Consider the following 23,101-nt stretch of genomic DNA (forward strand, 5'->3'; position numbering starts at 1 on the left):
ATCGGACACGTCCGCCGCAGACGCCGGAGGAGGCCGATGACGCAGCACGCGCCGGGCACGACGGGGGCACAGCGCCTTCGTCGCTGGGCGCTGCGTGCCGTCGGAGCAGGCGTCGGGGTGGTCGGAGGCGCCGCCCTCGGCCTCGTCCTCGCCTCGTCGGCGTCGGCCCACGACCGCCCCGACCCGGGTCTCGGCCAGCTCCTCGCGCCCGTCAGCGGGACGGTGCAGCAGGTGGCCGACCGCGTGCTGCGACCGGTCGTCGAGGGCGTCACGGCGGTCGCCACGACGACGCAGGAACCGCTGTCGGGCGGGGGAGCAGCCGGGACGTCGCGCCCCCGCGTGCCTCGGGCTCCCGCGGCGCCGGTTCCGGCCGCGACACCCTCGCCGCACCCGGCTCCTCACGCAGCGCCGCGGCCGTCGTCCGCGGGGGAGGTGCCCGCGAAGGCCGCACCCGAGCGCCGCACGACGGCCACGAACGGCACGACGCCCACCCACCGCCCCACCCCGACGCACCCTGTGGCGTCGCGGCCGGCTTCGGCGCCGGAGCACGCGCCGTCGGACCGGCCGGTCCCGCCGCCCACGCACCCGGGCGACGCGACCCGGCCGCGGCCCGTGACCCAGACCGTCGAGACGGCGGCCCGCGCGCTGGCGCCCGTGGCGGAGACCGTCGGCGGCGTCCTGCACCCGGTCACGTCCACGGTCGCCTGGGCTGCTGATCCCGTGACGCCGGTGCTCGACCGGGTGGCGTCCTCGGTGCGGCCCGTGCTCGACCCGGTCACGCACGCCCTCGCGCCGGTCCTCGGCGGGGTGACGGCTCCGGTCGCCGGCGCGCTGGCGCCCGTGACCCGGGCGCTGTCGCCCGCGGTGCGGCCGGTGACGGACGCCGTCGGGCCCGTCCTCGGCCTCGTCCGGCCGGTCACCACCGTGCTGGACCCGGTCACCGACCCCCTCGCGCCCGTCACCGACCCGGTGCTGCCCCACGGCCCGGGTGGGCCGCGCCCGCCCGGCGTCGGGCCGCCCGCGGAGACGGGAAGCAGGTACGGGGACCGCCCCGCGGGGCGTGAGCGCACGGCCGCCGGGCCGTCGACCCGGACCGTGCGCGGGACCGGCGCGGCGCGCACCGCCCCGGCGTCGACGCCCGCCGGCACCCGGGAGCGCGCGACGGTGCAGCGGGTCCCCTCCTTCTCGCGGGTGGCTGCGTCGCCGACCCGCCACTTCGGGGCAGCCGCCCGCTTGGCGGCCCCGGCCCCCGCCGACGCGGCCCCCGCACGGCTCGCTGGCGAGACCGCCGGGGACGTGTCGCCGTCGTCGACGCCGCCCGCCTCGCCCGGGGCGCCCGGCTCGGCCTCGCCGACGGCCGGTCCCGACCCGTCCGCGGCACGGGCCCACCGCGGCTCCGACGCCGCGGCACTCGAGGCGGCCCGGACCTCCGGCGCCCTGACCTGGGCACGCGCGGCCTCGGAGTCGCTCGCCCGCCACCTCGGCGTCCTTCTCGAGGTCCCCGTCTCTCCTGCCTGACGCCGGCCCGGCCGTCCTCGCGACGGCGCGAGCCACCGGCGGCGATCGTCGCCGGCCCGACGTCAGACCAGGAGTACACCCATGCGAACCATGCTTCGACGAGCGCTGCAGACGGCGCTCGTCACCGGCGGGCTGTGCCTCGCCGGCACCGCCGCGGCCCACGCGGCCGACGGCCCGTCGGCGGAGCCCACCCCGGCCCCGACGGCGACCCACCACACCGCGAGCCTGCTCGGCGGGCTCCTCCCGGACGTGTCCGTCGACGCGCCCGTCTCCGTGCCTGTGACCGTGCACGACGTCGTCGCGTCCGTCGGCGGGACCGCGAAGGCCACGACCCACGCGTCGCCCACCGGGGCGCGGAGTCACGGGGCCACGCGTCCTGCCGCGCCGTCGTCGTCGAGCGCGTCGAAGGGCGTGCGGGTCGCCGCACCGGTGCGGGTGCCCGTCCGGGTCCGGCACGTCGCCGTCGGCGTCCTCGGCGACGCGCGCGCCGCGCACCGGAGCTCCGGCCGGGCGGCGACGCCCTCGTCGGGCTCGTCACCCGCCTCCACCCGCAGCTCCGGCGTGAGCGTCAAGGCGCCGGTGCGGGCCCCCGTCACCGTGCACCACGTGGCTGCGGCCGTGCTCGGAGACGCGTCGGTCGGCCACCGCAGCGGCTCCTCGCACCACGAGACGCTGCTTCCCCGCGTGCTCGGGCGCACCGGCACCGGCGTGACCGGCGTCGTCCGCGCCACGCTCGGCCCGGACGGCCTGGTCGACGACGTCACGTCCGGCCACGCGACGCTCGACGACGTCCTCACCGACGTCGCGGGGAGCAGCACCACGCCCGACGTCGAGCACGCGCTCGGCTCCGTCGCGGACGAGGGGCGCCAGATCCTCGGTGACGGCGGGACGGTCCAACGCGCGGTCACGGACCTGCTCGGGCCGGACGGCGTCGCGGACGACCTGCTCTCCCGGCACGGGGCGCTCGCCCGGGCGGTCGACGGGACGCTCGGCGAGAACGGCTCCGTCGAGCAGCTCCTGACCGGGCGTACCGACCCGGCAGGCCTGCTGCAGTCCGCCGTCGGCGACGGCGGCGCCGTGGACGACGTCCTGTCGGGCGGCCTCGCCGGGCTTCCCGCGCAGTCCGTGCAGGCGCCCGTGACGGTTCCCGTGACCGTCTCGGGCGTGGCGGCCGCCGTCGTCGGCGACGCGTCCGTCGCCGGGCGCGTGCCGGGGTCGACCCCGGCCGCCGGCGAGCCGGGGATCCTCGGCTCGCTCGTCGACCAGGAGGGCCTGACCCGGTCCCTGCTCGGTTCGGCCGGCACGGTGGACCGGGCGCTGGACGCCGACGGTCCCATCGACGCGCTCGTCGCGCCCGGGGGCCTGACCGACCAGCTCCTCGGGTCGGCCGGCGCCCTCCAGCAGCTCGTCGAACCCACTGGGACGACCGATGCCGTGCTCGCCGACGGCGGCCTGCTGGACCACGCCACCGAGGACGGCCTGAGCCTCGACTCCGCCGTCCCCGACGCGCTGGCAGCCCTCCCGTCGGTCGGGCTCGCCGTCCCCGTCACGCTGCCCGTGACGGTCGGCTGCACCGCCGTCGCCGTCCTGGGCGACGCCTCGGGCTGCGCCACCGACACGACGACCCCGGGCGACCCCGGCACTCCGGGCGACCCCGGCACTCCGGGAACCCCCGGCGACCCCGGCACCCCGGGAACTCCCGGCGGCCCCGGCTCTCCCGGCACACCGGGCGAGCCCGGCACCCCCGGTTCGGGCAGCTCGACGACGCCGACGGGCACCGGCGGGACGCAGCCCGCGAGCTACGTGACGACCGGGAGCGCCCCGGCAGTCGCCCCGGAGGTGACGGCCGCCGCGGCGGGAGCGGGCGTCACCGCGTCGGGCGTCACGGCGTCCGACGCCGCCGCCTCCGTCCCGACGGCGCTCGCCCAGACCGGCGCGGGCGACCTGTGGCTGCTGTGGCTGGCGCTCGCGCTCGTGCTGGTCGGGGCAGGCTTCGAGGGCGGTTACCGGCGCTGGTCGCGCGACACGATCGACCGCGTGATCGAGGGCCGGCCGGTGCCCGGCTCGCCGCGCGGCTGACCAGTCGGCGGACGGGTGGCCCGGTGGTGCACCGGGCCACCCGTCGGCGCGCCCGCGACGGCCGGTAGACTGGCGGCGGCCGCGACTGGCGTTGACAGGTGGGATCGACCACCGGGGAGCGGCCGGCACCTTCTGAGACCCGACGTCGTCCGCCTGGGCGTCGGACCATCGCCCGCCCGGCGACCGCCGGGCGCTGTCGCTCAGGAGGAACCATGTCCGGCGCCCCGTCGCTGCCCCCCGTCCAGCTCGCCGACGACTCGCGTCGTCCGATCCGTCGCGCGCTGCTCTCCGTCTACGACAAGACCGGCCTCGTCGAGCTCGCCCGCGGTCTGCACGACGCCGGCGTCGAGCTCGTGTCGACCGGCTCCACCGCCGCCACCGTCGCGGCCGAGGGCATCCCGGTCACCAAGGTCGAGGACCTCACCGGCTTCCCCGAGTGCCTCGAGGGCCGCGTGAAGACGCTGCACCCGCGCGTCCACGCGGGAATCCTCGCGGACTCCCGCAAGCCCGAGCACCTCGCCCAGCTGGACGAGCTTGGCGTCGCTCCGTTCGAGCTCGTCGTCGTCAACCTCTACCCGTTCCGCGCGACCGTGCTCTCCGGTGCGACGCCCGACGAGTGCGTCGAGCAGATCGACATCGGCGGCCCCTCGATGGTCCGCGCCGCCGCGAAGAACCACCCGAGCGTCGCGGTCGTCGTCGACCCGGCCGCGTACGGCGACGTGCTCGCCGCCGTGACCGACGGGGGCTTCACCTTCGCCGCCCGCAAGCGCCTCGCCGCCCAGGCGTTCGCGCACACCGCCGCGTACGACGTCGCGGTCGCCTCCTGGTTCGGCAGCGTCTACGCGCCCGACGACGAGGGGCAGGGCTTCCCGGCCTTCACCGGCGCGACGTGGGAGCGGTCCGCGGTGCTCCGCTACGGCGAGAACCCGCACCAGAAGGCCGCGCTCTACACCCACTGGCGCGGGGGGCTCGCCACCGCGACCCAGCTCCAGGGCAAGGAGATGAGCTACAACAACTACGTCGACGCCGACGCCGCGCGCCGCGCCGCGTTCGACCACGACGAGCCCGCGGTCGCCGTCGTCAAGCACAACAACCCGTGCGGCGTCGCGACCGCCGACGACATCGCGGACGCGTACCGCAAGGCTCACGCGACCGACCCCGTGTCCGCGTACGGCGGCGTCGTCGCCTCGAACCGGGTCGTCACGACCGAGCTCGCCGAGGCCCTCAAGCCCGTGTTCACCGAGGTGATCGTGGCCCCCGGCTTCGAGCAGGGGGCGCTCGACGTGCTCGCGAGCAAGAAGAACCTCCGTGTCCTCGTGCTCCCCGCCGAGGCCCACGACGACCCGATCGAGTTCCGCGCCGTCTCCGGCGGGGTCCTCGTGCAGACCGTCGACAAGGTCGACGCCGTCGTGCGCGACGCGGACGGCGAGATCACGGGCGGCGACGCCCCCGAGAGCTGGCGGCTCGTCGCCGGTGCGGCCGCCGACGAGGCGACCCTCGCCGACCTCGCGTTCGCGTGGACCTCGATCCGAGCCGTGAAGTCCAACGCGATCCTCCTCGCCCACGACCAGGCCGCGGTCGGCATCGGCATGGGCCAGGTCAACCGGGTCGACTCCTGCAGGCTCGCCGTCGAGCGCGCCAACACGCTCGCCGACGGCGAGGAGCGCGCCCGCGGCGCCGTCGCGGCGTCGGACGCGTTCTTCCCGTTCGCCGACGGCCTGCAGATCCTCCTCGACGCCGGCGTCCGCGCGGTCGTCGCGCCCGGAGGATCCATCCGCGACGACGAGGTCGTCGCGGCGGCCGAGGCGGCGGGCGTCACCATGTACTTCACGGGCACGCGCCACTTCGCGCACTGACCGAGTCGTTGTGGTCGGCCGGCGCTCGTGGTCCGGTCCGCCGCGCCCGGGGTTGTGTGCGCGCGATCTTCCATCCGCCTCGCTCGTCCCTCGCTCGGCTCCCGCCAGACCCACCACGATCGCGCGCACACAACCCCGGGCGCGGCTCGGCGGTCGGGTCGCCGCTGCTGCAGCGCCGTCGGGCGGGCCCGCGCGTGTCGCCTGCCGGTTCCCTCTCCCGGGAGGGGGCTGGCCGTCGAGCGTCGCGCCGAGCTCGAGGGAATCCGCCAAGGACGAGGGCGGGGGCTCGTCGCCGGCCGGCACGCTCAAGCTTGGCGCGACGGACGCGGGGCGGCCGGGAGCAGCCGGAAGGCGACGTGACCGCCGAGGCGACGGGCGGGACGTGCGCGCGCGGGCCTGGCGGGCCTGGCGGGAGCGCGCGAGGAACGAGCGCGCGATGGAAGATCGCGCGCACACGTCCCGGCCCGGCGCCGGACGCATACCGGCGCCGGACGCAAGGACCACGACGCCCCCGTAGGCTGACGTGCATGGACACCGAAGAACGCCTGGCCGTCTTCCTCGACTACGAGAACCTCGCGCTCGGCGCACGGGAGCACCTGGGCGGCATGACGTTCGACTTCGGGCCGATCGCGGACGCGCTCGCGGTGCGCGGGCGGGTGGTCGTGAGGCGCGCGTACGCGGACTGGTCGTACTTCGACGAGGACCGCCGCGCCCTGACGCGTCACCAGGTCGAGCTCATCGAGATGCCGCAGCGGATGGGTGCGTCCCGCAAGAACGCGGCCGACATCAAGATGGTCGTGGACGCGATCGAGATGGCGTTCGAGCGCGACTACATCTCGACGTTCGTGATGTGCACGGGCGACAGCGACTTCTCGCCGCTGGTCCACAAGCTCCGCGAGCTCAACAAGCGGGTCATCGGGGTGGGCGTCGAGCTGTCGACGTCGCGCCTGCTGCCTCCCGCGTGCGACGAGTTCCTGTTCTACGACCGGCTCGAGGGCGTGGACGTGCCGGAGCCCGGCGAGTCGAAGTCGAGCCGATCGTCGACGCAGCGGCCCGCGCGTCGGGGGAGGGGCCGGGCCAAGGCCGCGGCGCCCGGCGCGGAGGCCGAGACCGAGCCTGCCGCCGAGGCGCCCGCGGACGCGGCGGCCGAGGTGCCGGAGGCCGGCGGCGAGACGGAGACACCCGCTCCCGAGAAGGCGTCGGGTTCGCGACGCTCGACCCGCAAGGGCGCCGCGAAGACCCAGACGCCCCCGGAGCCCGAGCCGGCGAACGAGGCGGACGAGGACGAGCACGACGACGAGGGCGACGAGAACGACGGCGTCGCCGAGGGCCCGACCATGGAGGTCCGGGTCGCGCAGACGCTGGCGGACCTGGAGTCCTCGACGAGCGGCGACGTGACGGCGTCGGCGCTCAAGCGGGCGCTGCTGCGCAAGGACCCGACGTTCTCGGAGTCGGAGTACGGGTTCAGGTCCTTCGGGGAGTTCGTGCGGTACCTCGCGGACCGGGGGATCGTCGAGCTGGGGACCGGCCCGGCGGCGGGCGACCCGTCGGTGTCGCTGCCGGCGCAGGGCGACACGGCGGAGGCGTTCGCGCTGCTGCGGTCCGTGGTGGCCGACGACGGCGGCTCGGCGGCGATGTCGGGCCTCAAGGACCAGGTGCGCAAGCGGCGGCCGGCCTTCAGCGAGAAGACGCTCGGCTTCCGCGGGTTCCTGCAGTTCTGCAAGGCGGCCGCGGAGGCGGGGGTCGTGGAGCTGCGCTGGGACGACGACGAGGACGGCTACGTCCTGACCGTCTGACGGACGTCAGCCGACCGGCACCACGGCGTCCTTGAGGGGCCGCGTGACGTCCGCGGCGGCGGCCACGTCGACCAGCGGCAGGCCCGCACGCAGCAGGCGCCGCAGCGCCCCGACCTCGCGGTGCCGGTCGACGACGAGGACGGCGCGCAGCCGGGCCAGTCGCCTGCCGTCGCGGACCTCCTCGTCGTCGTCGTCCAGGTACAGGGCGGCCCAGCCGTCGTCGTGCCCGGGCAGCCCGCGCAGGACGACCTCGTCGAACGGCGACGGCGTCCCGAACAGGGCCAGGTCGTGACCCAGCTGCTGGCTGAAGACGTAGGGCGCGTGCCCGGGCGCGGGGTCGCCCGCGGCGCCGGCGGAGAGGTCGGCGAGCAGGGCCCGCACGGTGCCCTCCGGGTCGTGCAGCGCGGCCGACCAGTGCCCGCCCGGCACGTCCCCGTACACCGTGCCGTGCCGGGTCACGCAGTCGCCCACCGCGTACACGCGTGGGGCCACGCGCCCGACGGCGTCGCCCGCGAGCGAGCCGCGCGCGTCCATGGGCAGCGTCCCACGCAGCCAGTCGGTGGCGGGCCGTGCGCCCACCGCCGCGAGCACCACGTCGCCGTGGAGTGCCGCGCCCGAGGCGAGCTCGACCGTCGCGCCGCCGGCGCCGTCGTCGTCGCCCCGGATCGCGGTGACGGCCTCGCCGAGCCGCAGCTCGACGCCCGCGCCCGCGTACCAGGGGGCGAGGTGCTGCCCGACGTCGGCCCCGAGCTGCCGCTCGAGCGGGACGTCGAGCGCCTCCACGACGACGACCTCGCAGCCCGCCTTCGTCGCGACTCCCGCGACCTCGGCGCCGATCCATCCCGCACCCACCGACACGAGGCGCGTGCCGGGCGTCAGGCGGGCGCGCAGCCGCGCGGCGTCGTCCCACGTGTGCAGCAGCGACGCGTGCTCCCACCCGGGGGGGACCACCGGTCGCGAGCCCACGGCGAGCACCACCGCGTCCGCCTCCACCGTGCCCGACGACGTCGCCACGCTCACCCCGTCGGGTCCCACCTCGAGGGCCCGGGCGGGGTCGGTGGCGCGGACGTCGTCCGCGAGGGCCCGCACGTCGATCCCCATCTCGTGGACCAGGTCGGCGGGCGCGTCGCGCTCGAACAGCTCCTTCGACAGCGGCGGCCGGTCGTAGGGCGGCCGGCCCTCGGCGCCGAGCAGCGTCACCCGGCCGTCGAACCCCTGGGCGCGCAGGGCCGCGACGGTCTGCGCGCCGCCCAGCCCGCCGCCCACGACCACCACGCTGCGCAGGGACTCCTCGCGATCAGACGTCACCCGACCACCGTAGCCGCGTGCGGGCACCGGTAGGCTCGGACCGACAAATCCCCCGCACCGTACGGAGCACCTGCGTGTCCGAGCACCGCCCCCCGACCGACGAGATCGTCGTCCCGCGCCGCACCAGCGTCGCCGTGTGGCTCGTCGTCGCCGCGGTCGCCGCCGCGACCGTTACGTTCGCCGTCGTGGGGCCGCGGGCGGGCTGCTCCGTCGTCTCGGGCACGCTGTTCGCGCTCGCCGTGGCGCGGGCGGTCGGGCCCGAGCCCGGGCTGCCCGGGGTGGCGGTCCGCGGCCGGGTGCTCGACGTCGTCGGGTACGTGCTCCTCGGAGCCGTGATCGCCGTCCTCGCCTTCACGTCGCCGAGCCTGGTCGCCTGAGGCGCCGCGCGAACCCGGACGCGCGAGAGCCCGGCCGCCCTACGGCGGCCGGGCTCTCGCGTCGTCTCGGGGGTGGCTCAGACCTGGGGCTTGTCCGTGCCCTCGGTGCCGTCCGTGCCCTTCGCCGCGTCGTCCGCGGACGGGTTGGCCGCGTCCCTGAGGTCGGTGACCTCGCCGTCGGCGGCCTTGTCGCGCAGCTCGTCGGCCTTGGCGTGCAGGTCGCCGGCGGCGGACTCGAGCTTCTCCTCGGCCTCGGCGACGGCGTCGCCCACCGGGTTGGCGGAGCCCTCGGCGAGGGCCGCGGAGCGGCGCGGGGCCGCGAACGCCAGGTAGAAGAGCGCCGCGATGCCGGCACCGACCAGCGGGGCGACCCAGAACAGCCACAGCTGCCCGGCGACGCCCTTGAACGTGAAGATGTTGCCCGTCGAGAAGATGGCGGACGCCGTCGAGCGGGCCGGGTTGACCGACGCGTTGGTGATCGGGCCGGCGACGATGATCGCGGCGAACAGCGCGAAGCCGATGGCGATCGGCGCGAACTTGATCTTGGCGCGGCTGTCCGTGACGCCGATGATGACGCCGACGAACACGGCCGTGACCACGACCTCGATGAGGAGGGCGGCCGTCAGCGAGAACTGGGCCTGGCCCGACGACAGACCGGAGAGGGGGGAGTGGTCGGCCCAGCCGTTGGCGGTGCCAGCGAAGAGGGACCGCGTGCTCTTCTCGCTCAGCGCCTTGACGAGGGTGTCGGGGATCGTCGCGAAGAGCAGCGCCGCGGCGGCGGTGCCACCGACGACCTGGGCGATCCAGTACGGCACCAGGTCGCGCCACTTGGCGCGCCCCACGAGGCTCAGGCCGAACGTGACGGCGGGGTTGAAGTGGCCGCCCGAGACGTGACCCACGGACGCGATCAGCGCCGCGACGCCGAGGCCGCCCGCGATCGCGACGGGGAACACGTAGCTGCCGTTCGAGAACCGGTCGTAGAGGGCGACGCCGACGATCGCGAGTACGAGACCGAACGTGCCGAACGCCTCGGCACCGAGCCGCGCCGCGAGCGACGACTCCGTCCGGGCCGGGGGCGCCGCCTCCGCGGGCACCGGGGCAACTGTCACCTGCGACATGGGAATGACCTGTCCGTTCTGATGGGGCGCAGCGGCGGCCGCCACGCGGCGAATGGGCATGCAGCCGCCATCTTGCCATCTGCGATGCCCGAAATCGCGGAGATCTTCCCGTCCGACCATGTGTTTCTCCTGGGAAACGCAGCGCTCGGCGGCCGCCTCGGCAGGGCATGCCCGACGGCGTCCCGCACCGAAGTCTCTTGACATCAAGTAATCTGGGGGCGGTGCCCGCGATCGCGGGCCGGCCCGCGCAGTGCGGGCGCCGACGCGCGGCACGAACGACGTCCGCCACCGGCGCCCGGGCCCCGGGCCCCAGCAAACCAGGCTGATACCCCGGGAGTGACCCGCGCATGGCGAAGATCAAGGTCGAAGGTCCGGTCGTCGAGCTCGACGGCGACGAGATGACCCGCATCATCTGGCAGTTCATCAAGGACCGCCTCATCCACCCGTACCTCGACGTGGACCTCAAGTACTACGACCTGTCGATCCAGAACCGCGACGCGACGGACGACCAGGTCACCGTCGACGCGGCGAACGCGATCAAGGAGCACCACGTCGGCGTCAAGTGCGCGACGATCACGCCCGACGAGGCGCGGGTCGAGGAGTTCGGCCTCAAGAAGATGTGGGTCTCGCCCAACGGCACGATCCGCAACATCCTCGGCGGCGTCGTCTTCCGCGAGCCGATCATCATCTCGAACATCCCGCGCCTGGTGCCCGGCTGGAACAAGCCGATCATCATCGGCCGCCACGCGTTCGGCGACCAGTACCGCGCCACGAACTTCAAGGTCCCCGGCGCCGGGACCCTGACGCTGACCTACACCCCGGCGGACGGCTCCGAGCCGATCAAGCAGGAGGTCGTCACGTATCCCGAGGGCGGCGGCGTCGCCATGGGGATGTACAACTTCAACGACTCGATCCGCGACTTCGCGCGGGCGTCGTTCGCGTACGGGCTGCAGCGGAACTACCCGGTGTACCTCTCCACCAAGAACACGATCCTCAAGGCCTACGACGGCCAGTTCAAGGACCTGTTCCAGGAGATCTTCGACACCGAGTTCAAGGCGGACTTCGAGGCTGCGGGCCTCACCTACGAGCACCGTCTCATCGACGACATGGTGGCCTCCGCGATGAAGTGGGAGGGCGGGTACGTCTGGGCCTGCAAGAACTACGACGGCGACGTCCAGTCGGACACCGTCGCGCAGGGCTTCGGCTCGCTCGGCCTCATGACGTCCGTGCTCATGACCCCCGACGGCCAGACCGTCGAGGCCGAGGCCGCGCACGGCACCGTGACGCGTCACTACCGCCAGCACCAGCAGGGCAAGCCGACGTCGACCAACCCGATCGCGTCGATCTTCGCGTGGACCGGCGGGCTCAAGCACCGCGGCAAGCTCGACGGGACCCCGGCCGTCATCGAGTTCGCCGAGACGCTCGAGGACGTCGTCGTGAAGACGGTCGAGTCCGGCAAGATGACCAAGGACCTCGCGCTCCTCGTCGGGCCCGAGCAGTCGTGGCAGACCACCGAGGAGTTCCTCGGCACGCTCGACGAGAACCTCAAGGCTCGTCTCGCCTGAGTTCGGCACGTAGGTACGCCCGGCCTGAGGGACGAGTGCGCGCGATCTTGCATCCGCGCACTCGTCCCTCGCGCGCTCCCGCCGGGCCCACCACGACCGCGCGCCCGTCCCTCTCCGCCGCGCGCGGCCGTCCCACCTCGCCGCGGTGACGCCCGGTCCGCCGACGGCGAATCAGGCCGTTCATAGTTCATCCATTGACACCAAACAGGGGCTCTCCTAGGGTCGAATCGGACGCCGCGTCGAAGCGCTTCGATGATGTGTTCGCTCAGAGGTCCGCCGGGTCGCCCGGCGGGGGACCGGTGCGAGGTTGCACCGGCAGGCGCCGACGACGGCGCCGACGCCCTGCCACCCCGGCGCCTGCCGTCGCGGTCGGCCATCGTCGGTCGACCCGGACCGAGGGGAACCATGAGAACCAGCACCACGACCCATCGCGTCGCGCTCCGTGCGCTCGTCGGCGCGACGGCGTTCGCGCTCGTCGGGCTCGCGCCCGTCGCGGACGCCGCCACCCGCACCGCCGCCACCCGCACCGCGACCGCCGGTGCGGCGCAGAGCGACGCCACGCCGTCGCAGGCGCAGCTCGACGCCCTGCCCTTCCGCAACCCGAAGCTCTCGCTCGACGCGCGCACCCAGGACCTCCTGTCCCGGCTCGCGCAGGACGAGGAGATCTCGCTGCTCCACCAGTTCCCGCTCCCGGTGCCGCGGCTCGGCATCGGGCAGTGGCGCGCCGGCACCGAGGCGGTGCACGGGCTCGCCTGGACCACGTCGCCCGAGGACGGGGCCGTCCACACCGCGACCGCGACGACGTTCCCGCAGGCCGTCGGCCTCGCGAGCACCTGGGACACGGACCTGATCCACCAGGTGGGCGGCGTCGTCGGCGACGAGGCGCGCGGCTACAACTCCGAGGACCCGGCGCTGTGGGGCCTCAACCTGTGGGCGCCCGTCGTCAACCTGCTGCGCGACCCCCGCTGGGGACGCAACGAGGAGGGCTACTCGGAGGACCCGACGCTCACGGGCGCGATCTCGACGGCGTACGGCAAGGGCATGGAGGGCGACGACCCCTTCTACCTCAAGACCGCTCCCACCCTGAAGCACTACCTGGCCTACAACAACGAGACGAACCGGGACACGTCGTCGTCGGTGGTGCCGCCGCGCGTCCTGCACGAGTACGACGAGCAGGCGTTCGAGCCGGCCATCAAGAACGACGCCGCGACGGGCGTCATGGCGTCGTACAACCTCGTCAACGGGCGGCCGGCCACGGTCGACCCGAGCCTGGACGACGTCGTGCGGTCGTGGACGGACAAGCCGCTGTTCAACGTGTCCGACGCCGCCGCCCCGACCAACCTCACGGGCTCCGAGCAGTACTACGCGACCCAGGCCGAGGCCGACGCGGCGCTCATCAAGGCCGGCCTCGACACCATGACCGTCAACGACAACGACCCCCAGCCGACGATCGCCGCCGTGAAGCAGGCGCTCGCCCAGGGTCTCCTCACGCAGGCCGACGTCGACAAGGCGGCGTCCGACGCGCTGTCCATCCGGTTCCGGCTCGGCGAGTTCGACCCGGACGGCGGCCCGTACGCGGACATCACCTCGGACGCGGTCGACACCCCGGCGAACCGTGCGCTGGCCCGGAAGACGGCCGACGAGTCGCAGGTCCTGCTGAAGAACGCGAAGCAGACCCTGCCGCTCGACGCGAAGAAGACGAAGAAGGTCGCCGTCGTCGGGCCGCTCGCCGACACGCTCTACACCGACTGGTACGGCGGCAAGCAGCCGTACTCCGTCACGCCGCTCGACGGCATCACCGAGCGCCTGGGGAAGGGCGCCGACGTCCGCAGCACCGAGGGCGTCGACCGGATCACGCTGCGCGACGCGAAGTCGGGCAAGTACGTCGTCGGAGGAGCGGACGCCAAGGGCGCGAACCTCGCGGCCACGTCGACCACCGCCGGCGCGACGGCCCAGTTCGACGTGTTCGACTGGGGCGAGAACGTCGTGACGCTCCGCAGCGCGGCCAACGGCAAGACGGTCGGCTTCAACTGGTCGGGCTTCGCGAACGACCAGGACCAGCCCAACGGCTGGTACGTCCAGCAGCTCTTCACGCTCGAGGGCCGTCCCGACGGCAACGTCGTCCTGAAGTACGCGGGCTATGAGTCGTCCGAGTCGTGGGCGCCGTCGCACACGAACCCCTACGTCACGCTCGACGCCAACGGCATGCTCGTCCTCGGCGCCGCGACCGCGGACAAGGCGACCGAGTTCTCGCGCGACGTCGTCACCAGCGGGACGGACGCCGCCGTGCAGGCCGCGAAGGGCGCCGACGCCGCCGTCGTCGTCGTCGGGACCATGCCGTTCATCAACGGGCGCGAGGCCCACGACCGCACGGACCTGAACCTCGCCGCGGGCCAGGACGCGCTCGTAGAGGCCGTCCGCAAGGCCAACCCGAACACCGTCGTCGTGCTCGAGTCGTCGTACCCGCAGACCGTCGGGAAGCTCCAGAAGGACGTCCCTGCCATCCTGTGGACGACGCATGCGGGCCAGGAGACCGGCCACGCCGTCGCCGACGTGCTGTTCGGCGACGTCAACCCCGCCGGCCGGCTCACCCAGACGTGGCCGGCGTCGCAGGGCACCCTGCCCGCCGACCTCAACGACTACGACATCGTCACCTCCGGCCAGACGTACCTGTACGACAAGGCGCTCTACCGGAAGTCGTCCGCACCGCTGTACCCGTTCGGGTACGGGCTGTCGTACACGCAGTTCCGGTACTCCCGCCTCACGGTCGCGGACCGCTCCCTGTCCGAGCACGGCACCATCCGGGTGAGCGTGGACGTCACCAACACCGGGAGCCGTGACGGCGACGAGGTCGTCCAGCTGTACACGCACCAGCGCACCTCCCGCGACACGACCGCCGTCCGGCAGCTGCGCACGTTCCAGCGCGTCCACGTCAAGGCGGGCCGGACGGCGCACGTCACGCTCAAGGTCCCCGTCCAGGACCTGCGTCACTGGGACGTCACCCGCGACCGGTGGGTCGTCGAGACCAGCGTCTACGACCTGCTCGTGGGGTCGTCGTCGCAGGACGTGCGGGCGACGGGCGCCGTGCACGTGCAGGGCGAGCGCATCCCCGCTCGCGACCTGTCCCGCACCACCCAGGCGCAGGACTACGACGCCCAGCAGGGCACCACGCTCGTCGACACGTCCAAGGCGGCCGGCACCTCGGTCGAGGCGCAGTCCGCCGGCTCGTGGGTTGCGTACCGGGACGCGGACCTCGGGCGCGGCGCGACGACGTTCCGCACGTCCGTCGCCCGCGCGGACGCCGGGACGGCTCACGTCCAGGTCCGGCTCGGCTCGCCGACCGGGCGGGTCGTCGGGACCGTCGACGTGCCGAGCACGGGGGACAAGTACAGGTCCGTCGACGGCCGGGCCGCGCTGAAGGGCGCTTCGGGCCGGCACGACGTGTACCTGGTGTTCGACGCGCCCGTGCGGGTGTCGTCGTTCAGCCTGGGTCGCTGAGCGTCCCGGGTCGCTGACGCGGACTCCGAGGGGCGGGCGCGCGGTCTTCCGTCCGCGTGCTCGTCCCTCGCGCGCTCCCGCACCGCGACCGCGCGCCCGCCCTGCTCCGCCGCTCTGTGTCCGTCTCACCGTCGACGACGGCGTCCCCGCCCCGCCCCCGTAGGCTCGGGGCATGAGCGTGCATCTCGTGGGTGGTGGGTGGTCGGTCGGTGTCGAGGCCGACGTGTTCGGGCGGTTCGTCGAGGAGGCGGGCGCCCGCGCGGCCGCACGAGGTGCCGGCGCGGCGCGCGTCGTCGTCGTGGCCGTCCGGGACGGTGACCAGGACGAGCACGCCGAGAAGTTCCGCGCGGTGCTGCGGACGGCCGGGGACGCCGTCGACGTCGACGTCACGGTCGTGCCCGTCGTCGCCGCCGAGGGGGAGCCGTTGCCCGGTGCGGCCCTCGCCGCGGACGGCGACCCGGTCGACGGGATCGTCGTCGGGGGAGGGCTCACCCCCGCCTACCTCGACGCGGTCGCGCCGCACGCCGACGCGATCCGCGCGCACGTCGTCGCGGGCGCCCCCTACCTGGGGTTCTCCGCGGGTGCCATGATCGCCCCCGACCAGGCACTGATCGGCGGCTGGCGCATCGGCGGCGTGGAGGTCTGCGCCGAGGACAGCGCCGAGGACCTCGACGACGTGACGATCGCCGCAGGCCTCGGCCTCGTCGACGTCACCGTCGACGTGCACGCCGCCCAGTGGGGCAACCTGTCGCGGCTCGTCGCGGCCGTCGAGTCGGGACTCCTCGCCGGCGGGGTGGCCGTCGACGAGGACACCGTGCTCGTCGTCGGGCAGGGCGGGCTCGTCGTCGGCGGGCGCGGGAACGTGTGGCGCGCCGTCCGCACGGGCGACGACGCCGACGCCGGCGCCGCGGGCGTGCTCGTCAGCACGCTCCTCGGGCAGGCGTGACCGCGGCCCGACGTCCGACGACGCAGGGCGGCCCCGACCCCGGGGGCGACGCCGGCACGCCGCGGGTGGTGGACGCCATCCGCGCCGACGTCGTCGCGGGCACCTTCCGTCCCGGCGACCGCCTCACCGAGGAGGCGCTCGCGCTGCGGTACGGGGTGTCGCGGATCCCCGTGCGCGAGGCGCTCCGGACGCTCGCGTCCGAGGGCTTCGTGCGGTCCCGCCGGTACGGCGGGACGTACGTCGAGGAGCTCACCGATGCTGAGGCCGAGGACCTGCTGGCCATCCGGCTCCTGATCGAGCCGTTCGGGGCCGAGCGTGCGGCGGTCCGCCGGACCGAGGCGCAGCTTGCCGAGCTCGAGCACCTGATCGCCCAGGCCGGGACGGTCCTGGAGGGCGGGGGCGGCCCGGCGCGCCTGGCACAGCTCAACACGCGCTTCCACCGAACGATCGCCGAGGCGTCCGGCAGCCCGACGCTCGCTGCGTTGGTCGCCCAGCTCGGGGCCAAGATCTCCTGGGTCTACTCGCACGGGGCGCACGAGCGCGCGGCCCGCTCCTGGGCCGAGCACGCACAGATCGTTGCGGCGTTGCGCGCCCGGGACGCGACGCGTTCCCGGGACCGCCTGGCCGAGCACGTGCGCGAGGCGCAGGCGGCGTACCGCCGCAGCAGCGGCTGAAACGCAGACGTCACAAACGGGGCGGACGCCCGTAACCCGGGCTTTGTATACAACTCCTGTCACCTGATTCCGTTCAGGCCCGAAGGGAGTTGCGCCCGTGCTCGACCTGCTGCTGCGCCACGCACGAATCGCCGACGACACCGACCTCGTGGACATCGGGGTGGCCGACGGGACCATCGCCGTGATCGGCCCGGTCCCGCCCGGCACGCCCGCCGCCGAGGTGGTCGACTGCGACGGCCACGTCGTCGTCCCGGGGTTCGTCGAGCCCCACCTGCATCTGGACAAGGCCCTGCTCGACCGCGAACGGCCGAACGTTCTCGGCACGCTCGCGGGCGCGATCGAGGTCACCGGCGCGCTGAAGCGCGAGTTCACCTACGACGGCGTCCGCGCGCGGGCCCTTCGCGTCCTCGGCTGGGCGGTGGCGAACGGGACGAGCGTCGTCCGGGCGCATCCCGACGTGGATCCCATCGTTGGTCTCACGGGCCTGGACGTGATGCTCGACCTGCGCGAGGAGTGCCGCGACGTCATCGACCTCCAGGTCGTGGCGTTCCCCCAGGAGGGCATCGAGAAGGCGCCCGGCACCTACGAGCTGCTGCGCGAGGGGCTGCGCCGTGGCGCCGACGTCGTCGGGGGCTGCACCTACAACGAGGCGGACGTCGACGCCTGCCGCCGGCACGTCGACACCGTCTTCGAGCTGGCGACGGAGTTCGGGGTTCCCGCGGACCTGCACGCCGACTTCGCCGACGACGCGGGCGACCCGAGGTACGGGCTGGCCGAGGTCGTCGCGGACGCCACCGACCAGCACGGGCTGTCGGGACGCGTCACCCTGGGCCATGTCACCTCGCTCGCCGGCCGGCCGCCCGCCGAGCGCGCGGCCGTCATCGAGCGACTCAGGGAGGCCGGGGTCGCCGTCGTCGCACTGCCGGCCACCGACCTCCACCTGGGAGGGCGGACCGATGCGACCGCCGTCCGCCGCGGGGTGACGCCGGTCGCCGAGCTCGTCGCGGGCGGCGTCGTCACCGGGTACTCCTCGAACAACGTCCGGAACGCGTTCACGCCGTTCGGGAACGCCGACATGCTCGACATCGGCCTGCTCCTCGCGCAGACGTGCCACCTCGGCAGCCCGTCCGACGCCGAGCGGATCCTCGAGATGGCCACGACCGTCGGGGCCCGGATCACCGGCACCGACGCCGACTACGGGCTCCGGGAGGGCGCGAGGGCAGACCTGGTCGTCCTCGGGACCAGAAGGCGCGCCGACGTCCTGGTCGACCGCCCGGACCGGCGGCTCGTCGTGAAGCGGGGACGCGTCGTCGCCCGCACCACCCGCACGGTCGAGCTCGACCCCGTCCTCTCTCCCGCGCCCGCGCTCGAGCTCGAGCGCGTGTGAGCCCGTGCGGCCGACCGCGCCGCACCCCGCTGCACCCCCGTCCCGGCACCACCCGCAACGACGATGGAGCACTGACATGCGTGAACGCATCCCCCACGAGATCGCCTCGTCCATCCTCGCCGCCACCACCGCGTTCGTCGGCGGCACCGCGCTCGACCTCCCGCCCTGGGCGATCTTCGTCTCCTGGGCGGGGCTGCACCTCATGGGCAACCTGAGCCTCGCCAACGCGAAGAGGCTCTGGGCCGCGATGCCGGTCGGGTCGGCGTTCGCGTTGGCGATCGTCCTCGTCGACCAGCAGCTCGCGCCCCACGTCGGCTCGAGCCGCTGGGCCCAGGACGCGCTCCTCGCGGCGATCATCCTGGTCCTCAACACGGCCCTCATGTTCACCGGGCGTCTGCGGCTCACGTCCCTGGTCCCCGGCATGTTCCTCGGGTTCGCGTCGTACTTCGCGACGTACTTCGGAGGCTTCGGGTTCTCCGCCGGGAACGTGTGGGCCGCCTGGCTCTCGGTCGTCGTGATGAACGCGCTCGGGCCGGTCTACGCGTACCTCGCCCACCGCCTCACGTTCGCCCGCCCGGTCGCCGCCGAGGTCCCCGCGGAGAGGACGGTCCCGGCTCCGGTCCAGGTCGCCTGATCCCCGGGCGTGCTCGGGGTGCCGCGGCGGCCGTGCCTTGGCACAGTGGGCTCATGCCCGACGTCGCACGCCCCGACCGGCCCGCCTCGCCGGCGGCCCCTGTGACGGTCACCGTCACGGGGGCCGCCGGCCAGATCGGGTACGCGCTCGTGTTCCGGATCGCCGCCGGGGACATGCTCGGCCCGGACGTCCCCGTCCGGCTCAAGCTCCTCGAGATCCCGCAGGCCGTCCGCTCGGCCGAGGGCGTGGCCATGGAGCTCGACGACGGAGCCTTCCCGCTCCTCGCCGGCGTCGACGTGACGACGGATGCGCGCATCGCGTTCGACGGCGCCAACCTCGCCCTCCTCGTGGGGGCCCGCCCGCGCGGCCCGGGCATGGAGCGCAGCGACCTGCTGGCGGCGAACGGCGCGATCTTCGGCCCGCAGGGCGCCGCGATCAACGCGGGCGCGGCCGACGACGTCCGGGTCCTGGTCGTCGGGAACCCCGCGAACACCAACGCGCTCATCACCCGCGCCGCGGCCCCCGACGTCCCCGCCGACCGCTTCACCGCGATGACCCGCCTCGACCACAACCGCGCCCTCACCCAGGTCGCCAAGCGCGCCGAGGCGCCCGTCTCGCAGGTCCGGCGGGTCACGATCTGGGGCAACCACTCCGCCACCCAGTACCCCGACGTGTTCCACGCGACCGTCGGCGAGAGGCCCGGGCCCGAGGTCCTCGACATCCCTGAGGACGGCGCCGGCTGGCTCACCGAGACGTTCGTGCCGACCGTCGCCCAGCGCGGGGCGGCCGTCATCGAGGTCCGCGGTGGCTCGTCGGTCGCGTCGGCCGCCAACGCCGCGCTCGGGCACACGCGCGACTGGGTGCTCGGCACCCCGGTGGGCGACTGGACGAGCGCCGGCCTCGTCTCCCAGGGCGAGTACGGCGTCCCCGAGGGGCTGGTCTGCTCGTTCCCCGTCATCTCCGACGGCGGCCCGGCACTCGGTCCCGAGGCGGCCCGGTGGAGCGTCGTCGAGGGTCTCGAGCTGAACGAGCTGTCGCGGGCGCGGATCGACGCCTCCGTCGCGGAGCTCGAGGCGGAGCGCGAGGCGGTGCGGGCCCTCGGCCTCGTGTAGTCGCCGTCGCGTAGCGGCACCAGCCACCACGTCGGTCGCCGCAAGACCCCCACGCCCTCGGCATATCGGGCAAAGAGCCTCGGCTTCGGGTGCTGTGCTGGCCGTCGTGGTGGCTGGTGCCGCTACCGCGGTGTGGCGCTCACGCCCCGTGCCGGCGTCCCCACGTCCGCAGGGCGCGCAGCAGGTCCAGCTCGCGGAACGCGGGCCAGTAGACGTCGCAGAACTCGAGGTCGGCGTTGGCGCTGCGCCACGGGAAGAAGCCCGAGAGCCGCTGCTCGCCGCTGGTGCGGATGACCAGGTCGATGTCGTCCCGCGGCGACGCGATGTGCTGGTCGATCGCGTCCGCGCTCACGACGTCGGCGGCCCCGAGGGCCCCGAGCCCGTGGCCGGCCGCGTCGTCGAGCACGCAGCGGACGGCCTCGACGATCTCCCGGTACGGGTCGTAGCCGACCGCGAGCGTCAGCCGCAGCGGGCGGCCGCGGGTGGCGTCGGCGGCGTCCTTGAGGGCGCGGATGACGTCGTCGGGCAGGAGGTCGGGTGCGCCCGAGACCTCGAGCGCCCACAGGCCGCCGGGCTGCGAGACCCGCTCGGGGATCGTGGTGCGCAGGAGCTCGAGGAGGAACGTGACCTCGTCGCCCGACCGCTTGGCGAGGTTGTCGGCCGACAGGACGTACACGCTCGCGGCGCGCACCCCGGCGTCGGCGCACCAGCCGAGGACGTCGTCCAGGTGGTCGGCGCCGGCGCGGTGCCCGAACCGGGCGTCCGTCACGCCGACGCTCCGGGCCCACCGGCGGTTGCCGTCCATGATGATGCCGACGTGCCGGGGGACGGGCCCGCGGGCCACCTCCCGGCGGAGCCGGCCGACCAGCATCCGCTCGGCCAGGGCGCGGACGGGCGCGCGCAGCACGGCGGGGGAGGGCAGGGAGGGCACGCCTCAGGGTACGGCGCGCGGCTGGGCGCGAGGCCCGGCCCGGGGCGTCCACAGTCGTGTCGGAAACTCGCCAGTACCTGTCGGCGGGAGCCTGCATGATGGAGGCATGGTCCCCGACACCGAGAGCTGCGTCCGAGCGGTCTCGAGCCGCGACGCCCGCTTCGACGGCCAGTTCTTCACGGCCGTGCGCACCACGCGCATCTACTGCCGCCCGAGCTGCCCGGCGCCCACGCCCCGCGCCCAGAACATGACGTTCTACCCGACCGCGGCGGCCGCGCAGCGCGCCGGCTACCGCGCGTGCAAGCGCTGCCGCCCCGACACCACCCCCGGCTCACCCGAGTGGGACGTCCGCGCCGACGTCGTCGGCCGCGCGATGCGCCTCATCGGCGACGGCGTCGTGGACCGCGAGGGCGTGCCCGGGCTCGCGCAGCGCCTCGGCTACTCCGAGCGCCAGGTCCAGCGGCACCTCGCCGCCGAGCTCGGCGCCGGCCCGCTCCAGCTCGCCCGCGCCCAGCGCGCCCAGACCGCCCGGCTGCTCGCCGAGGGCACGGGGCTCCCGCTCGCCGACGTCGCGTTCGCCGCCGGGTTCGCCAGCCTCCGCACCTTCAACGAGACCGTGCAGGAGGTCTACGCGCTCACCCCGGGCGAGCTGCGCCGTCGGGCGAGAGAGGCGAGCGTCCGGCGCGGCCACGGTCGGCAGAGCGTCGTGCCCGACGACGTCCCTCGCCCCCCGCACCCGGCCCACCCGGGCGCAGGGTCGCCGGGGGAGCAGGTGGTCGGCCCGTCAGAGGGCGACACCGTGTGGACCACGCTGACCGTCCGCCTGCCGTACCGGCGGCCGCTCACGCCGGACAACCTGTTCGGGCATCTGGTCGCGACGGCCGTCCCGGGGGTGGAGGAATGGCGGGACGGCGCGTACCGGTCGACGGTCGCGCTGCCGCACGGGCCCGGGATCGTGGCGCTCGCGCCGCGCGACGGGCACGTCGAGGCGCGTCTCCGGCTGGCCGACCTACGGGACCTCGCGGCCGCGATCGGCCGCTGCCGCCGCGCCCTCGACCTGGACGCCGACCCCGAGGCCGTCGACGCGGCGCTCGCGACCGACCCCGCGCTCGCCCCGCTCGTCGCGGCGGCTCCGGGGCGGCGCGTCCCGCGCACGCTGGACCCGGAGGCGTTCGCGCTGCGCGCCGTGCTCGGGCAGCAGGTCTCGACGGCCGCCGCCCGGACGCACGCCGCACGCCTCGTCCGCGCGCTGGGTGACCCGATCACCGACCCGGAGGGTGGCCTGACCCACGTCTTCCCACCGGCCGAGCGACTGGTCGCCGCCGCCGAGGACCCGTCGGAGACGGTGTCGCTCGCGCTCGCGGCGGCGCTGGCGATGCCCGCCTCCAGGCGCGAGACCCTGCTCGCCGTGGCGCGGCTCGTCGCGTCCGGCGACCTGGACCTGGGCGCAGGCGCCGACTGGGACCGGGCCCGTGCGCAGCTCGCCGCCGTCCGGGGGGTCGGCCCCTGGACCGTCGAGACCGTCGCGATGCGCGCCCTCGGCGACCCGGACGCGTTCGTCCCCGGCGACCTGGGGGTGCGCGGCGCGGCCGGCGCGCTCGGCCTCCCGACGTCGCCCGCCGCGCTGACCGCGCGCGGCGAGGCCTGGCGACCCTGGCGCGCGTACGCCGTCCAGCACCTGTGGGCGACCGGTGACCACGAGGTCAACCGGATGCCCGGCACCGATCACGCACCACTGGCCCACGAGGAAGGGGACGCAGCATGAGCGCCCACGGCACCACCACCACGACGGTCCGCACCGCCTCGACCGTTCACGCCGTCGTCGACAGCCCGCTCGGCCCGCTGACGCTCGTCGCGGACGACGGGAGGCTCGCCGCCCTGTACATGACGGCGCAGCGCCACCTGCCGCCCGACGCCCGACTCGGCGAGGAGGTGCCCGCCGACGACCCGGTCTTCGCGGACGCCGTCCGGGAGCTGCGCGAGTACTTCGCGGGGGAGCGCACGTCGTTCGACCTCGACCTGTCTCCCCGCGGCTCCGACTTCCAGCGCGCCGTCTGGCTGCGGCTGCGCGAGATCCCGTTCGGCGTCACGACGACGTACGGCACGATCGCGGCCGACCTCGGCCTGCCGCCCGGCGCCTCGCGCGCCGTCGGGGCTGCCGTGGGGCGCAACCCGCTCGGCGTCGTCGTGCCGTGCCACCGCGTCGTCGGCGCGAGCGGCGCCCTGACCGGCTACGCGGGCGGCCTGGACCGCAAGGTGTGGCTGCTGGAGCACGAGGGCGTCCTCGTCTGAGCCACCCCCC

At 74.9% G+C, this 23,101-nt stretch carries 17 protein-coding genes and 1 riboswitch; of the genes, 14 read left to right on the forward strand and 3 right to left on the reverse strand.

Annotated features, from left to right (window positions below):
• The first annotated feature begins 36 nt into the window (after positions 1–36).
• From ACLQ14_RS09780 to ACLQ14_RS09795, 4 genes are all read left to right on the forward strand, one after another.
• Positions 37–1,518, forward strand: a complete 1,482-nt coding sequence (locus ACLQ14_RS09780; protein ID WP_425812387.1) for a hypothetical protein — start codon at positions 37–39, stop codon at positions 1,516–1,518.
• An 81-nt stretch (positions 1,519–1,599) separates the two neighbouring features.
• A complete protein-coding gene (locus tag ACLQ14_RS09785; protein WP_425812389.1) occupies positions 1,600–3,597 on the forward strand; it encodes a hypothetical protein in 1,998 nt (665 codons plus the stop codon).
• 71 nt (positions 3,598–3,668) lie between these two features.
• Positions 3,669–3,763: riboswitch (ZMP/ZTP riboswitch) on the forward strand.
• 46 nt (positions 3,764–3,809) lie between these two features.
• The gene (purH, locus tag ACLQ14_RS09790; RefSeq protein ID WP_425812391.1) at positions 3,810–5,453 is read left to right on the forward strand and encodes a bifunctional phosphoribosylaminoimidazolecarboxamide formyltransferase/IMP cyclohydrolase; all 1,644 of its coding nucleotides are present in this window, start codon (positions 3,810–3,812) and stop codon (positions 5,451–5,453) included.
• 527 nt (positions 5,454–5,980) lie between these two features.
• The gene (locus ACLQ14_RS09795; RefSeq protein WP_425812393.1) at positions 5,981–7,249 is read left to right on the forward strand and encodes an NYN domain-containing protein; all 1,269 of its coding nucleotides are present in this window, start codon (positions 5,981–5,983) and stop codon (positions 7,247–7,249) included.
• Between the two features lie 6 nt (positions 7,250–7,255).
• On the opposite strand, the gene ACLQ14_RS09800 is transcribed toward ACLQ14_RS09795, so the two are convergent.
• The gene (locus ACLQ14_RS09800) at positions 7,256–8,557 is read right to left on the reverse strand and encodes an NAD(P)/FAD-dependent oxidoreductase (RefSeq protein WP_425812395.1); all 1,302 of its coding nucleotides are present in this window, start codon (positions 8,555–8,557) and stop codon (positions 7,256–7,258) included.
• Positions 8,558–8,631: 74 nt separating this feature from the next.
• Between ACLQ14_RS09800 and ACLQ14_RS09805 the strand changes: the two genes are divergently transcribed.
• Positions 8,632–8,934, forward strand: a complete 303-nt coding sequence (locus ACLQ14_RS09805) for a DUF3017 domain-containing protein (protein ID WP_425812397.1) — start codon at positions 8,632–8,634, stop codon at positions 8,932–8,934.
• 77 nt (positions 8,935–9,011) lie between these two features.
• Here ACLQ14_RS09805 and ACLQ14_RS09810 read toward each other — a convergent pair whose 3' ends face one another.
• Positions 9,012–10,043 (reverse strand): aquaporin, encoded by a 1,032-nt coding sequence (locus ACLQ14_RS09810; protein ID WP_425812399.1) that lies wholly within the window; start codon positions 10,041–10,043, stop codon positions 9,012–9,014.
• A 356-nt stretch (positions 10,044–10,399) separates the two neighbouring features.
• Here ACLQ14_RS09810 and ACLQ14_RS09815 point away from each other — a divergent pair, with 356 nt between their 5' ends.
• From ACLQ14_RS09815 to ACLQ14_RS09845, 7 genes are all read left to right on the forward strand, one after another.
• Entirely contained in the window at positions 10,400–11,617 is a 1,218-nt protein-coding gene (locus ACLQ14_RS09815; protein WP_425812401.1) for an NADP-dependent isocitrate dehydrogenase, read from the forward strand.
• 405 nt (positions 11,618–12,022) lie between these two features.
• Entirely contained in the window at positions 12,023–15,115 is a 3,093-nt protein-coding gene (locus tag ACLQ14_RS09820) for a glycoside hydrolase family 3 C-terminal domain-containing protein (RefSeq protein WP_425812403.1), read from the forward strand.
• Positions 15,116–15,287: 172 nt separating this feature from the next.
• Positions 15,288–16,061, forward strand: coding sequence for a Type 1 glutamine amidotransferase-like domain-containing protein (locus ACLQ14_RS09825; protein ID WP_425812405.1), 774 nt, complete (start codon positions 15,288–15,290; stop codon positions 16,059–16,061).
• Positions 16,058–16,735 (forward strand): GntR family transcriptional regulator, encoded by a 678-nt coding sequence (locus ACLQ14_RS09830; protein ID WP_425812407.1) that lies wholly within the window; start codon positions 16,058–16,060, stop codon positions 16,733–16,735. The genes ACLQ14_RS09825 and ACLQ14_RS09830 overlap by 4 nt, the downstream gene beginning before the upstream one ends.
• A gap of 97 nt (positions 16,736–16,832) precedes the next feature.
• On the forward strand, positions 16,833–18,122 hold the full coding sequence (locus tag ACLQ14_RS09835) for an amidohydrolase family protein (RefSeq protein ID WP_425812409.1): 1,290 nt from the start codon (positions 16,833–16,835) through the stop codon (positions 18,120–18,122).
• A 76-nt stretch (positions 18,123–18,198) separates the two neighbouring features.
• Entirely contained in the window at positions 18,199–18,756 is a 558-nt protein-coding gene (locus ACLQ14_RS09840) for a DUF1097 domain-containing protein (RefSeq protein WP_425812411.1), read from the forward strand.
• A gap of 53 nt (positions 18,757–18,809) precedes the next feature.
• The gene (locus tag ACLQ14_RS09845) at positions 18,810–19,868 is read left to right on the forward strand and encodes a malate dehydrogenase (RefSeq protein ID WP_425812413.1); all 1,059 of its coding nucleotides are present in this window, start codon (positions 18,810–18,812) and stop codon (positions 19,866–19,868) included.
• A gap of 139 nt (positions 19,869–20,007) precedes the next feature.
• Here the strand turns inward: ACLQ14_RS09845 and uppS are convergent, their stop codons facing one another.
• Positions 20,008–20,799 carry a polyprenyl diphosphate synthase gene (uppS, locus tag ACLQ14_RS09850; protein WP_425812415.1) on the reverse strand — a complete coding sequence of 264 codons (792 nt, stop codon included), beginning with the start codon at positions 20,797–20,799 and terminating at the stop codon, positions 20,008–20,010.
• A 106-nt stretch (positions 20,800–20,905) separates the two neighbouring features.
• Here uppS and ACLQ14_RS09855 point away from each other — a divergent pair, with 106 nt between their 5' ends.
• Positions 20,906–22,564: an AlkA N-terminal domain-containing protein gene (locus tag ACLQ14_RS09855; protein ID WP_425812417.1), complete on the forward strand. Its 1,659-nt coding sequence runs from the start codon at positions 20,906–20,908 to the stop codon at positions 22,562–22,564.
• Entirely contained in the window at positions 22,561–23,091 is a 531-nt protein-coding gene (locus ACLQ14_RS09860) for a methylated-DNA--[protein]-cysteine S-methyltransferase (RefSeq protein ID WP_425812419.1), read from the forward strand. Before ACLQ14_RS09855 ends, ACLQ14_RS09860 begins: the two co-directional genes overlap by 4 nt.
• Positions 23,092–23,101: the final 10 nt, after the last annotated feature.

Origin of the sequence: Luteimicrobium sp. DT211, assembly GCF_049844995.1 — a bacterium.
In the GTDB taxonomy this organism is placed as follows: Bacteria; Actinomycetota; Actinomycetes; order Actinomycetales; family Cellulomonadaceae; genus Luteimicrobium.